Consider the following 19565-nt stretch of genomic DNA (forward strand, 5'->3'; position numbering starts at 1 on the left):
TCACCTATTATTTTATAAAAAGTTTGATACCATTAACTGATTTCAGGACGATCTGCGGATAAATTCCAACTTTGTGCGCCGGATCGATTTCAAAATCAAACCGTTTGATCAGTGATGCCAGAATCAGCTGCATTTCCATCATCGCAAATTGCTGCCCGATACAAAGTCTCGGGCCCGCTCCGAAAGGCAAATAATTAAATTTCTCGCGATTTTTAACCTGCTCCGGACTGAAATTTTCAGGATCAAAAACGAGCGGATTGTCCCAGATGTTTGGATTGCGATGCAGTTCATAAATGGACATCATGATGGAAATTCCCTTCGGAAATGCCTGTGAATCGACCTCATCGTCCGTGAGTGCCTCTCGTGTCATCGTCCAGGCAGGCGGAAATAGGCGCATACCTTCTTCGATGACTTGCCGGGTATATGACAATTTCATTAGCTGATCAAAGGTTGGAACCACGTCAAATATTGCTGCCTCTCTACGCATTTTTGCGACAATTTCAGGCTGTTTTGCCAATTCTAAAAGGAGCCAGCTTAGTCCAGTCGCGGAAGTTTCGTGACCGGCAGCGAACATCGTTATTGCCTCGTCTCTGATCTGTTGGTCGTTCATCCGCGCTCCGGTTTCTTCATCCAGACTATCGAGTAAAAGTTGAAGCAAGTCATTTCGCTTTTCTCCGGAGTCATGTCGCTGACGAATAAATTCAAAAACGAGTTTATTAAAGTAAGCGATATCCGTTTTAAAACGACTTTTTTCGCCGTTAATGGCCATCAATGGAATTCGGTAGGGCCTTCTTACACGACTCACCAAATACTTTTGCGTCCGGTTGACCTGGTGGTAGATCTGCATTTTATCCTCATTAGAAATATTTCCGAACAAAGTTCTCAACGCTATATCCGCCGTGATTCCCATCATTTTCGCATCAATATCTACCGCTGATTTTCCGCGAAATTCTTCCATCTCATCAAGAAATGCGACTGTGATAGTACCCATCGTGACGAACAATTCCTGTAACCGCTCGCGGTGAAAAGCGGGTTGAACCAGTCGGCGTTGTCTCAGCCAAAAATCGCCTTCACTTGTTACCAGCCCGTTTCCAAGAACCGGATTCAGCATTTTTGATGAGCTGCCTTTTTTATAATTTTTATTTTTGGTAACGAGTATATGTTTGAAAAACGCAGGGTCGCGACTTACTAAAATCTCGCGAAAAAGTTTCAAACGGAAAGTATCGCCGCAGGTATCAAAACCTTTTCTGATTGCAAGGAGCGGATCTTTCGCAAAAATAAACGGCGCCTGGATACCGAACCGGGCGATTTTAAATTCAGGAACTGGAGACATCAGATTTTTTATTTCAGAAAAATTATGAAAATTGTCTACGTATAAAAAATGGTTTGAAAATGAAAAAAGAATGGAGTGAAGAAGACTTAAAAGAAATTGCCAGTCAGCTGAGTAATCCTGTGGGAGAAGCAGGAATCAAAACCGGCGAGTTTATGAACCTCAGCAACGCAAACATGATTCGACGCGGTTTTGAATTATTAACGATAAAAAAGAATGATCGCATTCTGGAAATAGGACCAGGCAACGGTTTCCACGTTTCGGAACTGGTGAATTTTACGGACGGGGTTGAATATTGCGGCGTTGATATTTCGGATACTATGATAAGCGCAGCCCAGAGAACAAATCAAATTTTAATAGAGAGAGGAGCCGTTTCTTTCACAAAATCGGATGGAAATATTTTGCCATTTTCTGATAATTATTTCGATAAAATAGTAACGGTAAATACAATCTATTTCTGGCAAAACCCAGCTGCTTACGGAACGGAAATTATGCGGGTTTTGAAGCCGGATGGTGTTTTCAGTCTTGTGTTTTCTGATAAAAATTTCATGTACCAATTGCCGTTTACGAAATATATATTCACTTTATACGATAAAGATCTGGCCCATGATCTTTTAATGAATTCAGGTTTTAAAGTTTTGGAAACTGTTGAAGAATTAGAAACGATTCAGAATAATACCGGAGAAAGTATCACGCGTCCGATTGTCATTATAACTGCAACAAAATAGCGCCGTTTTCAGCAGTAAGTTGGCTTCTGAATGCTGCATAAGCAACAGGTTTAAAGCGCTGGTATTCTCCAATATAAACAGTCATATTTCAGCTTCAATTAAATAGCATAAAGCGTTTGGTTTATAATCGCATCTAACTTTCCCAGCTTGTCAAGAAATAGGGGAGCGTCAGATCAAAAGAATTGGAGAGATTTTTGGGCCAATTCACGGCATGTTGTTCCTGCTTTTTATTATCAATACTGTGCGCGTCGGTATCGGATATAATTGGAAATTTAAGTAAACAACCTGGAAAGGATTGCTGATCTGTTTTATTCCGATCGGCACATTTTATATTGATTGCAAAATATTGAGCGGGATAGATATTATTGAGATTGGTTAATGGATATATTGCAGAGACACAACTCAATGCCTACTTTTTCTTCCACAGATTCGGTAACAATTTGTCATTTAGTAAAAGCCGCCAAGTTCCCCAATCGTGTGCGCCATCTCCGCCGATGAAATATTCATGATTAATGCCATGTTTTTGAAGCGTTTCATGTGTTGACGCTGAGCGTTTTCCGACATTCTCATTCACCTCGCCATTACCAAGTCCCACCAGCAAATAATCAACTTTCTCTTTGACTTTCGGATCTGCAAAAAATTTGGGGTTCATTTTTTCTGTTTCCATATCACCCGCGCTGAGGATACCAAAAGAGCTGAAAAGATCAAGATCATTCATTCCAACCATTTGCGTATGTCTGCCACCCATCGAAAGACCAGCCAGGGCTCTGCCTTTTGGATTTTGGATGGTACTGTATGTTTTGTCTATAAAAGGAACTATCTCATTTCTAAGTTCTTTTTCAAAAAGCAGATAGGTTTTTTCAAGATGCTTTGGATCACTACGGTGCAGAACCTGATTATTGGGCATCGCTATGATCATAGGGACCATCTTTCCTTCGGAAAGCAAATTGTCTGCAATAAAATTGGCACGACCATCCAGCGTCCAGCCTGATGCCAGTTCGCCACTGCCGCCCAAAAGATAAAGTACAGGGTATTTTTTCTTCGAATTATAACCGGGCGGTGTATATACGAACATTTCCCGTTCTCCATTCAAAACTTCTGAATGATAAATCTGACGGGTGACAGTTCCGTGCGGCACTTTTTTTGCGTCATAATACGCCGGGCCATCGCCATGGACTACCACGTTGCTATATCCAGGCTGGTTGGACGAGCCCGTGATCGTATTGTTAGGATCTACAATCGAAACCCCATCAAGAATAAATCGATATACGTAAATATTTGGTTTGACAGGGCCTACGGTGAGTGTCCAGATACCATCATCACCCTTTTTGAAAGGTATTGGATCTTTCGCTTTTAATGCAAGTAAAATCGGTCCGCCGGTTAACATGACTTGGTTTGCCTCAGGTGCTTTCAAGCGGAAAGTGATGGTATGGTCGTCGCGCACGTCGGGCGAAACAATATTTCCCCCATAAGGTACAAGATTTTCTGTGTTTTTTTGCGGATTCCAATCGAGGTTTACATTCGCTTGCTGAGCGTAGGAGAGGGTAGACGCCGCAAAAAGCAGTAGCGCAGGTATGGAATAAAATCGTACTGATCGCATCTCAAAAATCGGACAGGTGAAATGATTTATTGACTCCCGGGAGCCATCATTGGGTAAAAGGTTTGTGTTCTATATTAATTACTCAGAACATTCAATAAATTTATGTCGTCGTATAAACACAGGCGGAAATACTTTCAAGTATGTTGTAATTCACAAAAAGTTTTATTTCTGATCAGAGAAAATCTATCAGGAGATGTATTTCGATTACTGAAAAAAATAAAAAAAACTACGTTATGGTGTTTCGCTGCCCGGACTGCTTCTTTTGCTTAAATGCCTGAAAATCCGTTTTTTGTTGTCATTGACTATTCCTTTTAAATCTATGCAGGAGCCATTGTCCTTGTTTTTACCACCCTAGGTATATGGCTGTCATTCAGACAGACAAAGCGGAAAACTGAAACAATCGTTATAGAAAAGTAGATGTCGCCGAGATCAGTTCCAAAATGGAAGAGATGGCCAGTTATAAAGAGATGAACAAGAATCCTTTGTTTGAAATTCTACTCACCTTTGCCGAAGTGCTTACAATCGGGCGTATCGTTTCCGCGATCACAGCATTGATTCTTAAAAAGCGATTGGCGGATAACCAAAGTTAATTTGCCAGCTATGCGAAGATATTATTTATCGAATAGCTGGCAAATTGATTTATTAATTAAGGATGAAAAACGCGGTCTGATATTCCAGTAATCGAAGGGCGATTGTAACTTCCAAACCGATCACAAAATGCTCTTTCTAAATTTTCACGATGGTTTGGGTGGGCGATACTGATCAACGCACGGGCGCGTTGTTTCAGGCTTTTTCCGAACAAATCAACAATTCCAAACTCTGTCACTACCCAATGGATGTGGCCACGTGTCGTCACCACTCCAGCTCCTTCTTTAAGGAAAGGGACGATCCGGGAAACGCCATTTGAGGTAACAGACGGCAAAGCGATGATCGGTTTTCCATCGTCTGAAAGAGATGCACCACGGATAAAGTCCATCTGCCCGCCGATGCCGGAATATTGATAAGTTCCCAGAGAATCTGCACAAACCTGTCCGGTGAGATCCAGTTCCAGCGCGGAGTTTATCGCGGTGACTTTCGGGTTCTGGCGGATAATACTGGTGTCATTTACATAGCCGATATCCATCACACGAACGGCAGGGTTGTCGTTCACAAAATCATAGAGTTTTCTGGTGCCGACCATGAAAGAGGTGACCGACTTGCCCCGGTTCAGTTTCTTCATACTATTATTAATCACACCGCTCTCAATCAATGGAATTACCCCGTCTGACAACATTTCTGTGTGAAGCCCAAGATTTTTGAGGTGTCCGAGATTTTTCAAAACCTGATCGGGTATGGCGCCGATACCAACTTGCAGTGTAGCGCCGTCTTCCACAAGTGATGCAATATTTTTGCCTATCTCAATTGTTGCGCTTTTGGCGTTAAATGAATAATCAACCTCCGGAAGCGCAGCCTCGTGCCAAACCATCGAATTTATTTTGCTTAAATGAACAAATCCGTCACCATGCGTCCTGGGCATATTGGGATTGACCATCGCGATAATGTGTTTAGCATTGTCTACCACCGCCCGGGCGATGTCCACAGACGTACCCAATGAGCAGAAACCATGAGCATCCGGCGGCGAAACATGGATCAGTGCTACGTCGATCGGTAATCTTCCCGTTTTAATTAACTGTGGAATCTGACTAAGAAAAATGGGTACATAATCTCCGTAATCGCTGTTCACTACGGCTCTGGTATTGGCGGAAACGAATAATGAATTGAAGAAAAAACTTTGTTGATGAACGGGATTGTTAAAGTCCACTTCGCCAAGCGTTGTGATACTTACGAACTCGATGTTTTTCAGTTCCCAATGTCTGTGTTGCAAGGCTTCGATTAAATGCGCCGGTGTTGCGGCACTTCCGTGAATAAAAACACGATTTCCGGACTTGATATTTTTGACCGCCTGCTCAGCGGTTATGTATGTTAAAGGTAGCATTTGAAGTTTTTTTACGTTTTGTAAACTCACATAACAATTACACGGAGGCATTGATTAACGAGGAATTTTAATGTAAATCTCCTCCTTTTATGCCCGGCACTGAATGACTTAAAGAGGTATAAAATGATGACGCTAGTCAGTTTTTATAACGGTGTTTTGCTAAATTGAATTCAATCTCAATACAATAATTTTAAGTAAAATAAACCTGGTCTTCTCTTTGTGATTCAAATCATACTTACAACAAAGTTTGACTTTAAATGCTTGCCTATTTTAATCATAAATTTAGTTGCTGCGTCAAATAGTTTAAGAAATTTTTCGCTCTTATAGCTTATACAATGTTTGTCATTTGAGTCAAATTTATTAGTGAAGCTTTTGGGTTGATTACTGGTTTAGCCATACATTTCAATTATTCAATAGGCTTATGATTATTCAATTTTGTGGCTTGTCCGGGGTTGGCAAAACAACACTGGCTCATGAAGCCAAAAGTCAGCTTTTCCTGAATGGTATTTCCGTTGAAATCGTTGATGGCGATATTTACCGCAGCAAAATATGTAAGGATCTGGGTTTTTCAAAGGCCGACAGGAAGGAGAATATTCGGCGCTTGGGTTTTATAGCAAGTCGCTTTTCGAGCCATGGAATTGTGGCGATCATGAGTGTCATTAATCCTTATAACGAGACAAGGGCTGAACTGAAAGCGACTTACCGAAATGTGAAAACGGTCTTTCTGGATTGTTCTGTTGAGACTTTATTTATCAGGGACACCAAAGGCCTGTACAGAAGAAGTCAGCTTCCCGAGCAAGATCCTGAAAAGATAAGTAACCTTTCAGGAGTTAATGATCAATTTGAAATTCCATTAGAAGCGGATTTATCTCTGAATACGGATCTACAAACAATCGAAGCGTGTACGGCTGATCTTTGCCGATTCATCATTCATGAGCTGAAATTACTTAACCCGGAAATTCAGTTTCCTAATATCCGAATGAATGAATTTGATGAAATAGGAAAGCAACCCAGGATATCGAAGTAATGATATACCCTGAGTTACTTGGTTAAATGAACTGTTTTTTTAAAGGATCACTCCGGCGTGATATGGGATTTCATCTATAAAATCAATTGTCAAAATTTGTTGAGGTTGCTAATTCCTTCCAGCTTTCAAGATCTGTCTGAATCGTCTGAATTTTTAAATCGGCCATGTTATAGGCATCCTGACCAAGAAAAAGATGGACCGGAACGATATTTTCGGCGGCGATCCTGATCAGAACTTCTGCACCTTTTTCAGGGTCTCCAGCCTGATTTCCATTGATTTCATTTTCATGTGCTTCCTGTCCTGCACGGACTTCTTTGTATTCGCTTATCGGATTTGCCGGAACCGTAAGTGATTCTTTTGATAAAAAGTTTGTACGGAAATAACCGGGATAAACGACAGTTGCACTGATACCGAAAGACTTAGCTTCTGCGGCCAGTGATTCTGTGAATCCTGCAACTGCAAATTTTGTGGCGCAGTAAATTCCCCAGCCTGGAAAGTTTCCAAAAAATCCACCCACTGAAGCAATGTTGAAAATCTTGCCAGACTGCTGTGCTCTTAAATGAGGCATTACATACCGGATCACATTCAACGAGCCAAAGACATTAACATCGAAGTTTCGACGTGCTTCAGCATCAGATAATTCTTCCAGGGAACCAACTTGTCCGTAACCGGCATTGTTCACGATAACATCAATTTTTGTGAATTGAGCAATGGTCGCAGAAATTGCATTTTTCACACTTTGTTCATCCGTCAGGGTTACTTCCAGAGGCAGGAAATTTTCTGACTGTTCGCTACCTGTTGCTTTAATTAAATCCTGTTTAGTTCTTGAAGTCGCAGCTACCTGGTGTCCAGCTTTTAATAGTTGTCGCACCAGAACTAATCCCAGTCCCTTCGAAGCACCTGTAACGAACCATACCTGTTGATTTTCCATTTTTGTTGTTTGTTTAAATTTGTAAAACAAAGGTATATCGGAAGGCTCCGGTGCTGCTTGCGGCATCCAAACCAATCATTACAAAATTCAAACAATGAAAACTTTATGGGCTGGATTTGAGATTTGATAAGTAAGGTTTGATAAGTACGCTTTTGTGACGCGTCTATTTTAAGTATAAAACAAAAAAATTGCCAGCTCTTTGACGAACCGGCAAGATTTTACTTTACGCATAGCGTTAAATGCTCCTGAATGCCGAAGGAGTTGTTGCTGTTTGTTTTTTGAAAAAATTATTGAAATGAGCTGCCTCTTCAAATCCCAGACAATAGCTGATCTCGGCAATATTCCAGTTCGAATGTTTGAGAAGTGCTTTTGCTTCATTGGTAAGTCGCTCTGCTATATGATGCGATGTGGTTTTTCCGGTTGCCGCTTTCAAGGCACGGTTGAGGTGGTTGACATGCACTGATAATTTTTCTGCAAAGTCCTGAGCAGAACGCAAGGTAAAACGCTGAGAAGGCGATTCTATTGGAAACTGACGTTCGAGTAACTCTGAAAATATTGATGCGATCCGGGTATTGGCATCTGTGTGCTGATGCAAAATTTCGGTTGGTTCCATCTTCAAAGCATAATGAACCAGTTCGGTTACATAATTTCTTATGAGGTCATATTTAAACCGGTAATCAGAATCCAGTTCATCGATCATTTTTATGAAAATTGCGCTGACGTGTTCATCCTGCTCAGGTGTCAGCGCATAGGAGGGCTTGCTTCCGGGAAGAAACATGGGCAAGTCACTGATCCCGCCACGCATTTTTTCTGTGAAAAAGAATTCTTTAAAAATGCAGAAATAACCTGTTGCTTCCTCGCTTCCGGCTTGAGTCTGAAAAGTATAAGGGATTTGAGGATTAAAAAATATCAAAGTACTTCCTTCACTTTCAACCGTTTTCTCTGCGTAATGATAAAGATATTTTCCTCTGACCAGACTTATTTTAAAAAAATCACGACGACTATATTTGACCGGCGTTCCGTCTTTTCCGGAACAATCCTCTAATCTGAAAACATTGAAATGCCCGAGTTCCTGTTGCAGGTTTTCCGGTAAGTGGTTGAATTTATGCTTATAAAATTCCTCGATCGTTTCTGTATTCGTTTTCATACCTTATTGAGGTCTTTTTGTAAAATCTGCACCAAATTGTCTCCCTGGTATATTCGTCAGTCAGGGATTATATGCTCCGATGATTTAATATCCCAGCTTACAAAATTACTTATTCGGATGTGTTTTTATTTACAAAAAACAAACGGATTGTTGTAAGATTCAAACAATATAAGTGGGCTTGATCACCCGTTGAGCGCAAACCCTGACGCGAAAAATTTTGTGATTGATTACCTTTGTCTTATGGAGTATTTTAAAAAGCTGCTTGAACTGTTGAAAATCGAGCGGGAAGAAGACCGCCAATCCTACTTGAAACTTACGGAATCAACCTCAGTGTCAGAGCGCAGGGCGAATGGAATTGCCTGGTATCCAATTGCGATCAGAGGTTCGGAAATTGGCCGGGGAGATTATTTGACCGTTGAAGTAGAGCGTACCACGCATCAGGATGTTTCGCATCAGCTGCGTTTTGGGATGCCTGCGGTATTGTTTTCAAACCATGAACCAAAAAAAGACAGGGTAGAGGGTACTATCACCCATCAAAGCGGAAACCGGTTAAAGATAACGCTGCGAACGGAGGAGTTGCCAGACTGGTCCAGGGATGGAAAATTAGGGATCGATTTGCTTTTCGATGACAATAGTTATGACGAAATGCAAAACGCGCTAAAATCAGCCTCTTTCCTTGAAGAAAGTACTGGAGAGGGCCGTTTGATCAGGATTTTGACTGGACAAAAAGAACCCACTTTTAAACCTGAAATCGCTTTTAACGTTGCGCCTAAGCTGAATGAATCACAGCAGTTGGCGGTCAGTAAAATTTTGACGGCAAATGAGTTGGCGATCGTGCACGGGCCTCCCGGTACAGGTAAGACTACGACGCTTGTAGAAGCTATCAAAGCATTAATCAAACAGGATAAAAAGCAAATCCTGGTGGTAGCCCCAAGTAATACGGCCGTCGACTTATTAAGTGAAAAGTTATCGGACCAGGGGTTAAACGTGCTTCGCGTAGGTAATCCCGCCCGTGTTTCAGAACGCCTTATGGCTCTTACGCTGGACAGTAAAATGACAGGTCATGCGAGCATGAAAGAAATCAAAAACCTGAAAAAGCAGGCGAATGAATTCAAAAATATGGCCCATAAGTATAAGCGGAGTTTTGGCAAATCTGAACGTGATCAGCGAAAGGCACTCTTTGACGAGGCTCATCGTATCATGAAAGATGTTGGTAAAGCGGAGCAATATATTATCGACGATCTGGTATCCAAAGCACAGGTTATCACAGCAACCTTGGTAGGCGCTAATCATTACACAGTAAGAAATTTGAAATTTGAAACGGTTGTCATCGACGAAGCCGGACAAGCGCTGGAACCTGCATGCTGGATCCCGATTTTAAAATCACAGAAAGTGGTTTTGGCTGGTGATCATTGTCAATTATCACCAACGATAAAATCGGGTGAGGCGGCGAAAAAAGGTCTGGCAACGACTTTGCTCGAAAAATGTGTATCGCTCCATCCTGAATCGGTTGTGCTGCTCGAAGAGCAATACCGTATGAATGAATCTATAATGGGGTATTCGTCGGGCGTTTTTTATGAAAATAAATTAAAAGCTAACGCGTCTGTTGCACATCATTTGTTATTTGAAAACGACGTGCCGCTTTTATTTATTGATACGGCAGGGTGTGGTTTTGATGAAAAACTGGAAGGTACGAGTTCTACAAATCCGGAAGAGGCATCCTTTCTTTTCAAACATTTACAAATGCTTGTTGGTGAATTGGAAAATCAGCCGGAAAATGGAGTTGACAATAATTTTGTCGCAAATTTTCCTACGATTGCGGTTATTTCTCCTTATAAACAACAGATCAATATTTTAAAAGATCAGTTGCTTCACGCGCCGGTGCTGAAAAAATACGGTGAGAAAATTTCGGTAAACACAATCGATAGTTTTCAGGGACAGGAGCGCGATATTGTTTATATCAGTATGGTGAGAAGTAATCCGGAAGGGGAGATTGGCTTTTTATCGGATATTCGACGAATGAATGTCGCCATGACCAGAGCAAGAAAAAAGCTCGTGGTGATAGGCGATAGTGCGACGCTTTCAGTTTTGCCGTTTTATACAGATTTCATCTCTTACGCAGAAAACCTGGATGCTTACAAAAGTGCCTGGGAATTCGCTGACTTATAAATTAACAAATAAGGCACAGGTAATTTTCAAGCCTGTGCCTTTACTCCTTATTCATGCTGCTCTAATTGAATGAAATCGCGTTCCTCTTTCATTTTCTTTTGAAACACTGCGAGCAAATATGTCGTCAATGTTCCGGCAAGGATACTTATTTCTTCATTCTTATCTTTTTGTTAACAGCAATTCCTGTTAAAGCCGCGATTAACGCAAGTAAATAATAAGGATCGTTCAGGCGATTGGCGGCGATGGCGCCAATACCGGTGGTGATAGGCAACGCACACAATGCCCATTTTTTTGCATCTTCCTGATTCCTGGCAAAACCAGCTTCCTGGACAAGCGTAGTCGCGCTGACAGCAGTAGCCGCGGTTAGCCAGCCAGTGTAGATACTGACTGATTTCCGTAGAATATTCTCCGGTCCGTAGACTTCCGTAACCCCGATTTCAAGCGCGCGGTGCAAACCGATTGCGGCAGGCAACATACTGATGGTTGTGACTGCTGCGCCTATTCTGCTTGTCTTATCAGATTTTGAAAAGAAATATCCAAACACGCCTGTCAATAAATAATTGAGCCGTAACCAGGGCTGGGCTTTTCTATATCGCGGATTGGCCAGTTGTGAGGGCAATGCCTGATGGATTGCCAATGCAACGGTTCCTGCATAAATGGTGGACCAAACGATTCCAAAAGTTGCTTTGGCTGGTGTCACCAGATTTTGATCAACTTTTTTCTGACGCTTTTCGTCAAGTGATGACGCAACGATTTTCTTTCTTGGACGGCTAAAAAAATAGGTGCCGATGATCCCGCCGATCACAATTGCCGCGGTGGCGTAACGTCCGGTTTTGTTATCTTTCATCTTGCTGGTTTGAAGTATAAATCATGACAGAACGCATAATTATTATGCCACATCAAGCTACAAAAAACAAATCGGACGAAGATTCAATTTTAGTTTATTTCGATCACTTTTTCACTGCAGTATCGCGACTTTCCTTCTGACCAGTTCAGTTGGACGCGCCAATATCCTTTCGACAGATTCTCGGTTGAAATCACATATCGGGACTGCGACGCAGACGAGATTGGGAAACTTAACGATTCGTCCACCATTGAATTTCTAATGAAAGTGATCTCTGCTTTTAAAAAATACAGCGGTAGAACGAAAGCAATCTGATGGGTTGCAGCTTCATAGGTCATGGCATCGGAGTTTTAGGGTTGAAGTAATATATTTCGATATAAAAATAATTACTACTACAAATTTAAGCTATGATTTCTATCACGTCTGCAAGGGATTTTAGACAGAGATATAAACTGCTAACTTACTTTCTCTGCCTTTCTGGGGGTCTTGGAAGTGCTGCATGTCCAAACCAAAAGGCCTGCATGGTTGACGACATCGGCGGCCACACTTGGAGCGTAAAGATGATTTAAAGTCCGGTTCCCATGGGTCGCCATGGCGATCATATCTGCGTTTATTTCCCGGGCGAAATCAATAATCCCGTGTTTTACATCTTCACTATTTCGTACGTTCACGGTAAAATTTGACAGCAGGTAATGTTCAGCGAATTTATTCAATTTTTGCAGTGAGCTCTTATCATTTTTGCCGCCCCCTGTATTTATACGTAGCAGGTGAATTCTTGCCCGAAACAATTTTTGAAGTTCTTTTACTTTCTCAATGATAGTACTGTTTTCAAAATTTAGCGAGACAGGAAAAATAATATTGTGAAGCGATCTGAGCGCGGTATTAGTTTTGACTGCGAACACAGGAATGGGGGAGGTCCGCACAATTTTTTCAATGTTTGAACCCATAAAAAACTCATCCCAACCACGTGAACCGTGTGTGCCCATGATTATGAGGTCAATTTTTTCGTCATCAATACTACTCAGAATTAGCGGCGTAATTTTCCCCGGACGAAGCAGATGAGTTACCTTAACCCGATTTGTTGTTTCCTTTTCAAGTAGTGTTTTGAATTTATTTTTGTAATCTGCAATCTGTAATTTAAGATTTTCTGTTTCGATGAAATTATCGCCGTCAAGTTCCTTCAGAACAGTGAGAAGCATAATCTCTGCATCCTGCACCGCAGCAATTTCCAGGGCAAATTTAAAAGCCGTCTCCGCCTGGTATGAAAAATTACAGGGTACTAAAATCCGCTTCATGACAATAGAACGTGTCTTTAATTTTAATGAAATAAATATGAAAATCTAAATCCTATCTAAACCTACAAAACACCAATCTACGTAATTTCTATTCTTCCTATGAGATGATTTTTAGGTTATGTTCCGATTTTAAATAGCGAATTACAATAAATTCAGGCAGAAACAATATAAACAGGTGAAACGAACCAATACAAATTCACTGAAAGCACAACTGAAAATTCAGCCTGTGCTTTCAGTGGATATAACGTAGGTGGTGGTTTTTAGTTTTACTGATCAGCGATTTTCATGACAACGCGCCCCTCAATTTTGCCAGCCTTCATATCATCAAATACTGAATTAATATCTTCTAATGCAGTTGTATGAACGGTAGCTTTCACTTTCCCCTCTAACGCAAACTGAACTGACTCCTGTAAATCCTTACGCGTTCCGACAATTGAACCCCGGACAGTATAGCGATTTAATACCGTTTCGAAAATTGGCAGATCGAAACTTCCCGGAGGCAATCCGTTTAGTGCGATGGTACCTTTTTTTCTTAATACAGAAATTCCTTGCTTGAAAGCAATAGGAGAAACGGCCGTTACTAGGACGCCATGCATTCCGCCGGTCTCTTTTTTGAGATAAACACCCGGATCTTCTTCCAGTGCATTAACGGTAATATCGGCTCCCAGTTTTTTAGCCAGATCAAGTTTATCCTTGCTGATATCAATCGCGGCAACATGCATGCCCATCGCTTTTGCATATTGAACAGCAAGGTGGCCCAAACCGCCAATACCGGAAATAGCAACCCATTCACCAGCTTTTGTTTCTGTCTCTTTCAAACCTTTGTATACCGTAACACCCGCACATAAAATCGGTGCCATTTCAATCATATTCGTGTTTGAAGGTAAGTGCGCTACATATCTCGCATCAGCTATGACATATTCAGCATAACTTCCATCGACACTGTAACCTCCATTCTGCTGCGTGTCACACAGAGTTTCCCAGCCCGTGATGCAATATTCGCAGCACCCGCAAGCACTGTAAAGCCAGGGAACACCAACGATGTCACCTTCTTTTACACCTGTCACATCCGGACCAAGCGCTACCACGTATCCAACTCCTTCATGACCGGGTATCAGCGGAAGTTTAGGCTTAACCGGCCAGTCACCATCCGTTGCGTGCAGATCAGTATGGCAAACTCCACTGGCAATTACTTTAACGAGTACCTGATTTTTGCCGGGTGATTTTACCTGCATTTCTTCAATTTGCAGAGGTTTACCGAATTCCCGGACAACAGCGGCTTTCATGGTTTTTGGAAGCATAACGATATTGATTATTTATGTTTTGTTTTTTAGGTGACGTAAAGTTCGTCTAGTGGGGAAGTTATAAGTATGACCGTCGTCACATAGGTCGGTGACTGTCGTCAATTGACGGGCCTGAATACCGAAAATGTTAGATTCACTTATGAGTGCCTTTTCTGACATTGCACGGGCAAATACCTCTCTGTGATCTTCCAGGATTGTTCCAGGGAAGCCAAGGAATTTGTTAAGACAAAGAAGGTTTCTAAATAAAATAAATCCATTGGCAAATGAATTTGTATTGCAATTATCCAGCGACTAGTTTTTTGACGTAATTATTTATATTATTACATTTCTTCATTTCCTAACATTTTCACTATGAGAAAATTATCCTTGTTTTTACTTCTGGCTATATTATCGGTTGCTTGTTCAAAGGACGAGGATGCTGAGCCAGCTACTGTTTTGAGTGATATCGACTTGAAATTGCATTTTGACGAGACGCATCAATATACCCTGAAAAAAGGTACGGAAGCAGTGAGTGCTACGAATTTCAAGTGGACATCAAGTGATACGCTTGTCGGCAGGATCGATCAAAGTGGCAAATTCTCAGGCCGCCGGATCGGGCAAACGACAATTAAGGCGGTATCGACGGATGGTAAAACAACTGTTGAATCGAAAGTGACCATCGACCCATACAGCACTTTATGTACGGAACCGGTTTTAGACTTTAATTCGAACCAGGCAGCGATTAAAGCTAAGGAGAAGCGTGCGCTTGTGGGAGAGGATACCTCTGCAATTGAATACAAAGGGGAAAATGCCAAGCTGAGAGGAGTTGCTTATCTTTTTACAAAAAATGCACTGACGCATTCGTTGCTCGCCTTCACTGAAACCCAGGTCGTAGCCGATGAGGCAGTCAAGTTTTTGGCTGAGCGATATGACTATGTGGGAGAGGATCAATCGATTTATTATTTTACTAACAATAAAGTCGTCGTTGGCTTTCTGGAAGAAGAACAATTAGGTTTGGTCGCGATTTATGTGCCGTTTTCGTCGGGTGCTCTTCGGACCTCCGCTTCCTACGAGCAAAACTTGAAAGCAGTCTTTAAAAACGAATTGAAAAGGATTAAGGCAAATTTTAAAGGTATTTAAATGCTGGAATAATAGTTGTATAATTTAAAGTCAGGTAGCGGAAATGGGAAACATTTCAGCTACCTGACTTTTTTTGTCGTAAACTTATAAAATTCATGATTCAAGTACTTGCAGAAAAACCTGATCACCCTTTTGAATGGCTGGATGTTACAGATCCGGATCCGGATGAATTGCATGAAATTGCCAAAAAATATAATCTGCACGAATCCTCTGTGAATGACTGCATGCAGCCGGATCATCTTCCGAAATATGAAATCGTTGGCAATGAAGGTGACATTTTTATTATTTTTCGAATGCATACTGAGGAGGTTACAAGTCAGGCGGACACTGTTCGGGAACTAACAGACAAGGTATCCATTTTCTTGAAGGAAGATCGGATTATCACTATTCATAAAAAACCATGGCCGCAGTCGGAAGAAATTCAAAAAGAGTATTTGCAGTCTGAAAATTGTAAAACGACACACCATATTTTGAATGAAATTATCAAAACTGGCCTTGCAACGTATGACAGTCACGCTACACATCTGAACAGAGAAATTGAAGTTTCTGAGACGAGCATGTTTCTTAAAAATAGAAAAAGTTCTCTGCTGGAAAAGTTGTATTATCTAAAAAGAAAGGTTGATGTGACGCGTCGAATCCTGATTTTAACTTTTGAGATTGTGGACAAAATCGACAACCAGCCAGGGAATACCTACACAAGAGATACACGGGATTTGTATGTAAAACTGCACAGTATTTACGATACACTTTTTGAAAATACGAATCATCTTTTAAATATTTATTTCTCCTTATCGTCGCAAAGGACCAACGAAACAATCCGCGTTTTGACCATTTTCTCGGTTTTCTTTATGCCTTTGACCTTCATCGTTGGCGTTTACGGGATGAATTTTGAATTTATGCCTGAGCTGAAAATGAAATTTGGTTATCCGGGTGTGATGCTGCTTATGGCAGCTATCACGGTGGGAATTTATTATTGGTTTAAAAAACGTGGCTGGTTGTAAACGAAGGGAAAATGCGGATGAACTTGTTTTAGATATAATCTATTAAATTGCAAAACCTGGCCATTCGTTTTGACAACGCTGCTCTGTGTTCCTAAACTTAAATGAATAGAAAAAATACGATGAAATTTTCAATCAATCGAATTGCGCGGTTGGCCACTTTTTTATTCTTATTGATAGCTTTTTATCCCTCAGACTGCTTCGCGCAGAGCAAGAAAGCAAAATTCAAAGTGGTAGCTTTTTATACCGCCAAAAACGATCAGGCACATATCAGTTATGTGCACGAGGCAAACAGGTTTTTTCCAAAAATTGCACTTGAAAATAATTTTACTTATGATTCCACTTCGGACTGGAGCAATCTGAATGCTGAATTTCTATCGAAATATCAGGTAGTGCTTTTCCTGGATACGAGACCGGAGGCGCCTGCACAGCGGGCAGCTTTTCAAAAATATATGGAAAATGGTGGTGCCTGGATGGGCTTTCATTTTGCTGCGTTTGCACTGACTCCGTCGACCTATAACCAGGATTGGGACTGGTATCATGAAATATTTCTTGGTTCCGGCCAATATGCCAGCAATACCTGGCGACCTACTTCTGCGATTCTTCGTGTGGAAGATTCCAAATTTCCAGCCACAAAAAATTTACCGATGACATTTAATTCCTCTCCGAATGAATGGTATCGCTGGGAGCACGACCTCCGAAAAAATCCTGATATAAAAATTCTTTTATCAATCGATTCAACAAGTTTTCCTTTGGGTACCGGACCAAAACAGCATGAAATCTGGCTAAGTGGTTATTATCCGGTGGTGTGGACGAACAAAAATTTCAAAATGTTATATTTGAATATGGGGCATAATGACATTGACTATGAAAATAAAACGAACAAAACTTTGTCGTATACTTTTGATAATCAGATTCAAAACAAACTGATCGTTGACGGACTATTGTGGCTTGGAAGCGTGAAAAACTAGTATTTTCAATAAGTACAGAATTACACCAGAATTGGTCGCTTTTTTTGTACAAAATCTTAGGTCATGAAGCTATTACTCATAGAAGACGAGCAAGCGCTGGCTACCAGTATCCAGAATTATTTCCAGCGCGAAAATTTCATTTGTGAATGGGCGAATGATTATGAATCGGCGATCGGGAAGATAAATATTTATAAATACGATTGTGTCCTGGTTGATATTATGCTTCCGGACGGAGACGGTTTGAATGCAGTCAGGGAGTTGAAAAAGAAATTTCCTGAGACGGGCATCATTATCATTTCAGCAAAGAATTCGCTTGATGACCGGATCGAGGGTCTGAATCTGGGTTCGGATGATTATTTGACGAAACCTTTTCATTTGTCTGAGCTAAATGCAAGGGTCCAGGCGGTGATAAGACGACGGAATTTTCAAGGAAATCAGCAGATCAGGTTTGGGAAAATTGTGATCGAACCACAAGAGCATTTTGTTTCTGTGGATGATCAGGAAATTATTTTGACACGGAAGGAATATGATCTTTTGATATATCTGATCGCAAACAAAAACCGCGTGTTGACAAAGGAATCTATTGCTGAACATCTTTGGGGAGACGACGCTGACCTGATGGATAATTTCGATTTTATTTACACCCATATTAAAAACCTCCGAAAAAAACTGATGGACAAAGGTTGTCCGGATTACCTTCGTTCAATTTATGGTGTTGGTTATAAGTTTAGCGAACAATGAAATTATTAGTCCAGATCCTGCGCTATCAACTGGTCACGTCCATGGTGGTCCTTTTTTTAGGAGCAGGTTTGTTCTATGTATCTGTCCGGTATCTGGTTGATCGTGAAGCTAATAAGGAATTATTTCAGAGCCAGGTGAAAGTTCGCTGGCAGTTAAAACATCTCGAAACTTTACCAGTATACATATTGCAGCTCGGAGATAGTTTACAGCTGGAACCTGTGCGTTATCCGGGAAGATCCTTTATACGGGAAACGTCAATGCTTAATTTGGCTGAAAATGAAGTACAACCATACCGACAGCTGGTTTTTTATGAACGGGCTCTTGGTCGATGGTATCGCGTGACCATCAGTAAAATGTTACTGCAAAGGCAACATCTCATGGAAGCTGTGGTGATGACTGTAACTTTTATTGTAACCCTGATGCTGGTTTCACTTTTGCTGTTAAACAGCTGGCTTTCAAAACGATTGTGGAAACCTTTCTATAAAACGTTGGGGAAATTGGACGACTACCAGATTCAGCAGCATGAAACTTTGAGATTTGAACCACAGGAAACGCTGGAATTTGATCAGCTGAATCAATCTGTGACACATCTTACGAGCCGGGTAACCACTGCGTATCAAAACCTGAAAGAATTCACTGAAAATGCGTCTCACGAGATTCAGACGCCTTTGGCTGTTATTCTTTCTAAAATTGAAGGATTGTTTCAGGATGAGTCACTTACGGAATCGCAATTGATCGCATTATCGAGCGTAAGCGAAGCGGCGAACAGATTGGGGCGTTTGAATCAGGCATTATTATTGCTTACCAAAATAGAGAACCGACAGTTTTTAGCTGGATCAGATCCTGTAAATCTGGTGCCGATAATCGACAGTAAACTCCGAGATCTGGAAGATTTGATTGAGCAAAGAGAGTTAAGTATCCAAACGGACTTGCAGCAGGTCGGTCCGGTAATGCATCCGGCACTCGCAGAAATTCTTGTAAATAATTTATTGACAAACGCAATTCGCCATAACGTTGAAAAAGGAAAGATTATTATTATCTTACGCGAAAGAATGTTATCAATAAGAAATACCGGCAAACCTCTGAATGCGAATCCTGAGCAGCTTTTTGAACGTTTTCGCAAAGAAAGTATGTTATCTGCTTCACTGGGCCTTGGTTTGGCACTAGTAAAAACCATTTGCGAAGTGAACGGGCAGAACCTAAAATATGACATAGACGACGAATGGCACATTCTGACCGTGAGTTGGTGATATAAAGATTTTTCATGGCTAATAACAAAGGAAAGGGGGAGGTTTTTAACCTTCCTTTTTTTTGTTAAATATGCTCATTTAGAATATCTTAATCGAAGTTGTGGTAGGATTTTGGAGGGCATTAAATATTTTGTAG

General features: G+C 41.1%; 19 protein-coding genes. 10 read left to right on the plus strand and 9 right to left on the minus strand.

Features of this window, described 5'->3' with window-relative positions; translation table 11 throughout:
• Window positions 1-7: 7 nt before the first annotated feature.
• Window positions 8-1333 (minus strand): cytochrome P450, encoded by a 1326-nt coding sequence (locus tag AC1XUO_RS06605; RefSeq protein WP_483328979.1) that lies wholly within the window; start codon window positions 1331-1333, stop codon window positions 8-10.
• 59 nt (window positions 1334-1392) lie between these two features.
• Between AC1XUO_RS06605 and AC1XUO_RS06610 the strand changes: the two genes are divergently transcribed.
• The gene (locus tag AC1XUO_RS06610; protein WP_483328980.1) at window positions 1393-2058 is read left to right on the plus strand and encodes a class I SAM-dependent methyltransferase; all 666 of its coding nucleotides are present in this window, start codon (window positions 1393-1395) and stop codon (window positions 2056-2058) included.
• Between the two features lie 190 nt (window positions 2059-2248).
• Entirely contained in the window at window positions 2249-2338 is a 90-nt protein-coding gene (locus AC1XUO_RS06615; RefSeq protein WP_483329569.1) for a DUF3817 domain-containing protein, read from the plus strand.
• A 129-nt stretch (window positions 2339-2467) separates the two neighbouring features.
• Here AC1XUO_RS06615 and AC1XUO_RS06620 read toward each other — a convergent pair whose 3' ends face one another.
• Window positions 2468-3658: an esterase gene (locus tag AC1XUO_RS06620; RefSeq protein WP_483328981.1), complete on the minus strand. Its 1191-nt coding sequence runs from the start codon at window positions 3656-3658 to the stop codon at window positions 2468-2470.
• A 440-nt stretch (window positions 3659-4098) separates the two neighbouring features.
• Between AC1XUO_RS06620 and AC1XUO_RS06625 the strand changes: the two genes are divergently transcribed.
• Window positions 4099-4248 (plus strand): hypothetical protein, encoded by a 150-nt coding sequence (locus AC1XUO_RS06625; protein WP_483328982.1) that lies wholly within the window; start codon window positions 4099-4101, stop codon window positions 4246-4248.
• Window positions 4249-4304: 56 nt separating this feature from the next.
• Here AC1XUO_RS06625 and AC1XUO_RS06630 read toward each other — a convergent pair whose 3' ends face one another.
• A complete protein-coding gene (locus AC1XUO_RS06630) occupies window positions 4305-5633 on the minus strand; it encodes an acetyl-CoA hydrolase/transferase family protein (protein ID WP_483328983.1) in 1329 nt (442 codons plus the stop codon).
• Window positions 5634-6054: 421 nt separating this feature from the next.
• On the opposite strand from AC1XUO_RS06630, the gene cysC reads away from it, so the two are divergent.
• Window positions 6055-6660: an adenylyl-sulfate kinase gene (gene cysC / locus AC1XUO_RS06635; protein ID WP_483328984.1), complete on the plus strand. Its 606-nt coding sequence runs from the start codon at window positions 6055-6057 to the stop codon at window positions 6658-6660.
• Between the two features lie 82 nt (window positions 6661-6742).
• On the opposite strand, the gene AC1XUO_RS06640 is transcribed toward cysC, so the two are convergent.
• Both AC1XUO_RS06640 and AC1XUO_RS06645 read right to left on the minus strand, forming a co-directional pair.
• On the minus strand, window positions 6743-7591 hold the full coding sequence (locus AC1XUO_RS06640) for an SDR family oxidoreductase (protein WP_483328985.1): 849 nt from the start codon (window positions 7589-7591) through the stop codon (window positions 6743-6745).
• A gap of 235 nt (window positions 7592-7826) precedes the next feature.
• Window positions 7827-8738, minus strand: coding sequence for an AraC family transcriptional regulator (locus tag AC1XUO_RS06645; protein ID WP_483328986.1), 912 nt, complete (start codon window positions 8736-8738; stop codon window positions 7827-7829).
• 240 nt (window positions 8739-8978) lie between these two features.
• Between AC1XUO_RS06645 and AC1XUO_RS06650 the strand changes: the two genes are divergently transcribed.
• Window positions 8979-10907: an AAA domain-containing protein gene (locus tag AC1XUO_RS06650; RefSeq protein ID WP_483328987.1), complete on the plus strand. Its 1929-nt coding sequence runs from the start codon at window positions 8979-8981 to the stop codon at window positions 10905-10907.
• Window positions 10908-11052: 145 nt separating this feature from the next.
• Here AC1XUO_RS06650 and AC1XUO_RS06655 read toward each other — a convergent pair whose 3' ends face one another.
• The 4 genes from AC1XUO_RS06655 to adhP form a co-directional block, all read right to left on the minus strand.
• A complete protein-coding gene (locus tag AC1XUO_RS06655; RefSeq protein WP_483328988.1) occupies window positions 11053-11754 on the minus strand; it encodes a tryptophan-rich sensory protein in 702 nt (233 codons plus the stop codon).
• Window positions 11755-11843: 89 nt separating this feature from the next.
• The gene (locus AC1XUO_RS06660; protein ID WP_483328989.1) at window positions 11844-12089 is read right to left on the minus strand and encodes a FixH family protein; all 246 of its coding nucleotides are present in this window, start codon (window positions 12087-12089) and stop codon (window positions 11844-11846) included.
• A gap of 117 nt (window positions 12090-12206) precedes the next feature.
• On the minus strand, window positions 12207-13046 hold the full coding sequence (locus tag AC1XUO_RS06665; protein ID WP_483328990.1) for a universal stress protein: 840 nt from the start codon (window positions 13044-13046) through the stop codon (window positions 12207-12209).
• 266 nt (window positions 13047-13312) lie between these two features.
• Entirely contained in the window at window positions 13313-14347 is a 1035-nt protein-coding gene (adhP, locus tag AC1XUO_RS06670; protein ID WP_483328991.1) for an alcohol dehydrogenase AdhP, read from the minus strand.
• 354 nt (window positions 14348-14701) lie between these two features.
• Between adhP and AC1XUO_RS06675 the strand changes: the two genes are divergently transcribed.
• The 5 genes from AC1XUO_RS06675 to AC1XUO_RS06695 all read left to right on the plus strand — a co-directional run bounded on the left by AC1XUO_RS06675 (window position 14702) and on the right by AC1XUO_RS06695 (window position 19429).
• Window positions 14702-15469, plus strand: a complete 768-nt coding sequence (locus AC1XUO_RS06675) for an Ig-like domain-containing protein (protein WP_483328992.1) — start codon at window positions 14702-14704, stop codon at window positions 15467-15469.
• A gap of 95 nt (window positions 15470-15564) precedes the next feature.
• On the plus strand, window positions 15565-16470 hold the full coding sequence (locus tag AC1XUO_RS06680; RefSeq protein WP_483328993.1) for a magnesium transporter CorA family protein: 906 nt from the start codon (window positions 15565-15567) through the stop codon (window positions 16468-16470).
• A gap of 119 nt (window positions 16471-16589) precedes the next feature.
• Entirely contained in the window at window positions 16590-17438 is an 849-nt protein-coding gene (locus AC1XUO_RS06685; RefSeq protein WP_483328994.1) for a ThuA domain-containing protein, read from the plus strand.
• A gap of 63 nt (window positions 17439-17501) precedes the next feature.
• A complete protein-coding gene (locus AC1XUO_RS06690) occupies window positions 17502-18179 on the plus strand; it encodes a response regulator transcription factor (protein ID WP_483328995.1) in 678 nt (225 codons plus the stop codon).
• Entirely contained in the window at window positions 18176-19429 is a 1254-nt protein-coding gene (locus AC1XUO_RS06695; RefSeq protein ID WP_483328996.1) for a sensor histidine kinase, read from the plus strand. Before AC1XUO_RS06690 ends, AC1XUO_RS06695 begins: the two co-directional genes overlap by 4 nt.
• Window positions 19430-19565 lie beyond the last annotated feature (136 nt).

The sequence above is a fragment of the Dyadobacter sp. HNCC25DJ186 genome, from assembly GCF_056895235.1.

Bases quoted from the DNA above. Each gene is read 5' to 3' on its own strand.
- AC1XUO_RS06685 (WP_483328994.1), top strand. From the start codon at position 16,590: ATGAAATTTTCAATCAATCGAATTGCGCGGTTGGCCACTTTTTTATTC.
- cysC (WP_483328984.1), top strand. From the start codon at position 6,055: ATGATTATTCAATTTTGTGGCTTGTCCGGGGTTGGCAAAACAACACTG.
- AC1XUO_RS06675 (WP_483328992.1), top strand. From the start codon at position 14,702: ATGAGAAAATTATCCTTGTTTTTACTTCTGGCTATATTATCGGTTGCT.
- AC1XUO_RS06640 (WP_483328985.1), bottom strand. From the start codon at position 7,591: ATGGAAAATCAACAGGTATGGTTCGTTACAGGTGCTTCGAAGGGACTG.
- AC1XUO_RS06645 (WP_483328986.1), bottom strand. From the start codon at position 8,738: ATGAAAACGAATACAGAAACGATCGAGGAATTTTATAAGCATAAATTC.
- AC1XUO_RS06660 (WP_483328989.1), bottom strand. From the start codon at position 12,089: ATGACCTATGAAGCTGCAACCCATCAGATTGCTTTCGTTCTACCGCTG.
- AC1XUO_RS06610 (WP_483328980.1), top strand. From the start codon at position 1,393: ATGAAAAAAGAATGGAGTGAAGAAGACTTAAAAGAAATTGCCAGTCAG.
- AC1XUO_RS06690 (WP_483328995.1), top strand. From the start codon at position 17,502: ATGAAGCTATTACTCATAGAAGACGAGCAAGCGCTGGCTACCAGTATC.
- AC1XUO_RS06650 (WP_483328987.1), top strand. From the start codon at position 8,979: ATGGAGTATTTTAAAAAGCTGCTTGAACTGTTGAAAATCGAGCGGGAA.
- AC1XUO_RS06620 (WP_483328981.1), bottom strand. From the start codon at position 3,658: ATGCGATCAGTACGATTTTATTCCATACCTGCGCTACTGCTTTTTGCG.
- AC1XUO_RS06655 (WP_483328988.1), bottom strand. From the start codon at position 11,754: ATGAAAGATAACAAAACCGGACGTTACGCCACCGCGGCAATTGTGATC.
- AC1XUO_RS06630 (WP_483328983.1), bottom strand. From the start codon at position 5,633: ATGCTACCTTTAACATACATAACCGCTGAGCAGGCGGTCAAAAATATC.
- AC1XUO_RS06625 (WP_483328982.1), top strand. From the start codon at position 4,099: ATGGAAGAGATGGCCAGTTATAAAGAGATGAACAAGAATCCTTTGTTT.
- AC1XUO_RS06605 (WP_483328979.1), bottom strand. From the start codon at position 1,333: ATGTCTCCAGTTCCTGAATTTAAAATCGCCCGGTTCGGTATCCAGGCG.
- AC1XUO_RS06680 (WP_483328993.1), top strand. From the start codon at position 15,565: ATGATTCAAGTACTTGCAGAAAAACCTGATCACCCTTTTGAATGGCTG.
- AC1XUO_RS06665 (WP_483328990.1), bottom strand. From the start codon at position 13,046: ATGAAGCGGATTTTAGTACCCTGTAATTTTTCATACCAGGCGGAGACG.
- AC1XUO_RS06695 (WP_483328996.1), top strand. From the start codon at position 18,176: ATGAAATTATTAGTCCAGATCCTGCGCTATCAACTGGTCACGTCCATG.
- adhP (WP_483328991.1), bottom strand. From the start codon at position 14,347: ATGCTTCCAAAAACCATGAAAGCCGCTGTTGTCCGGGAATTCGGTAAA.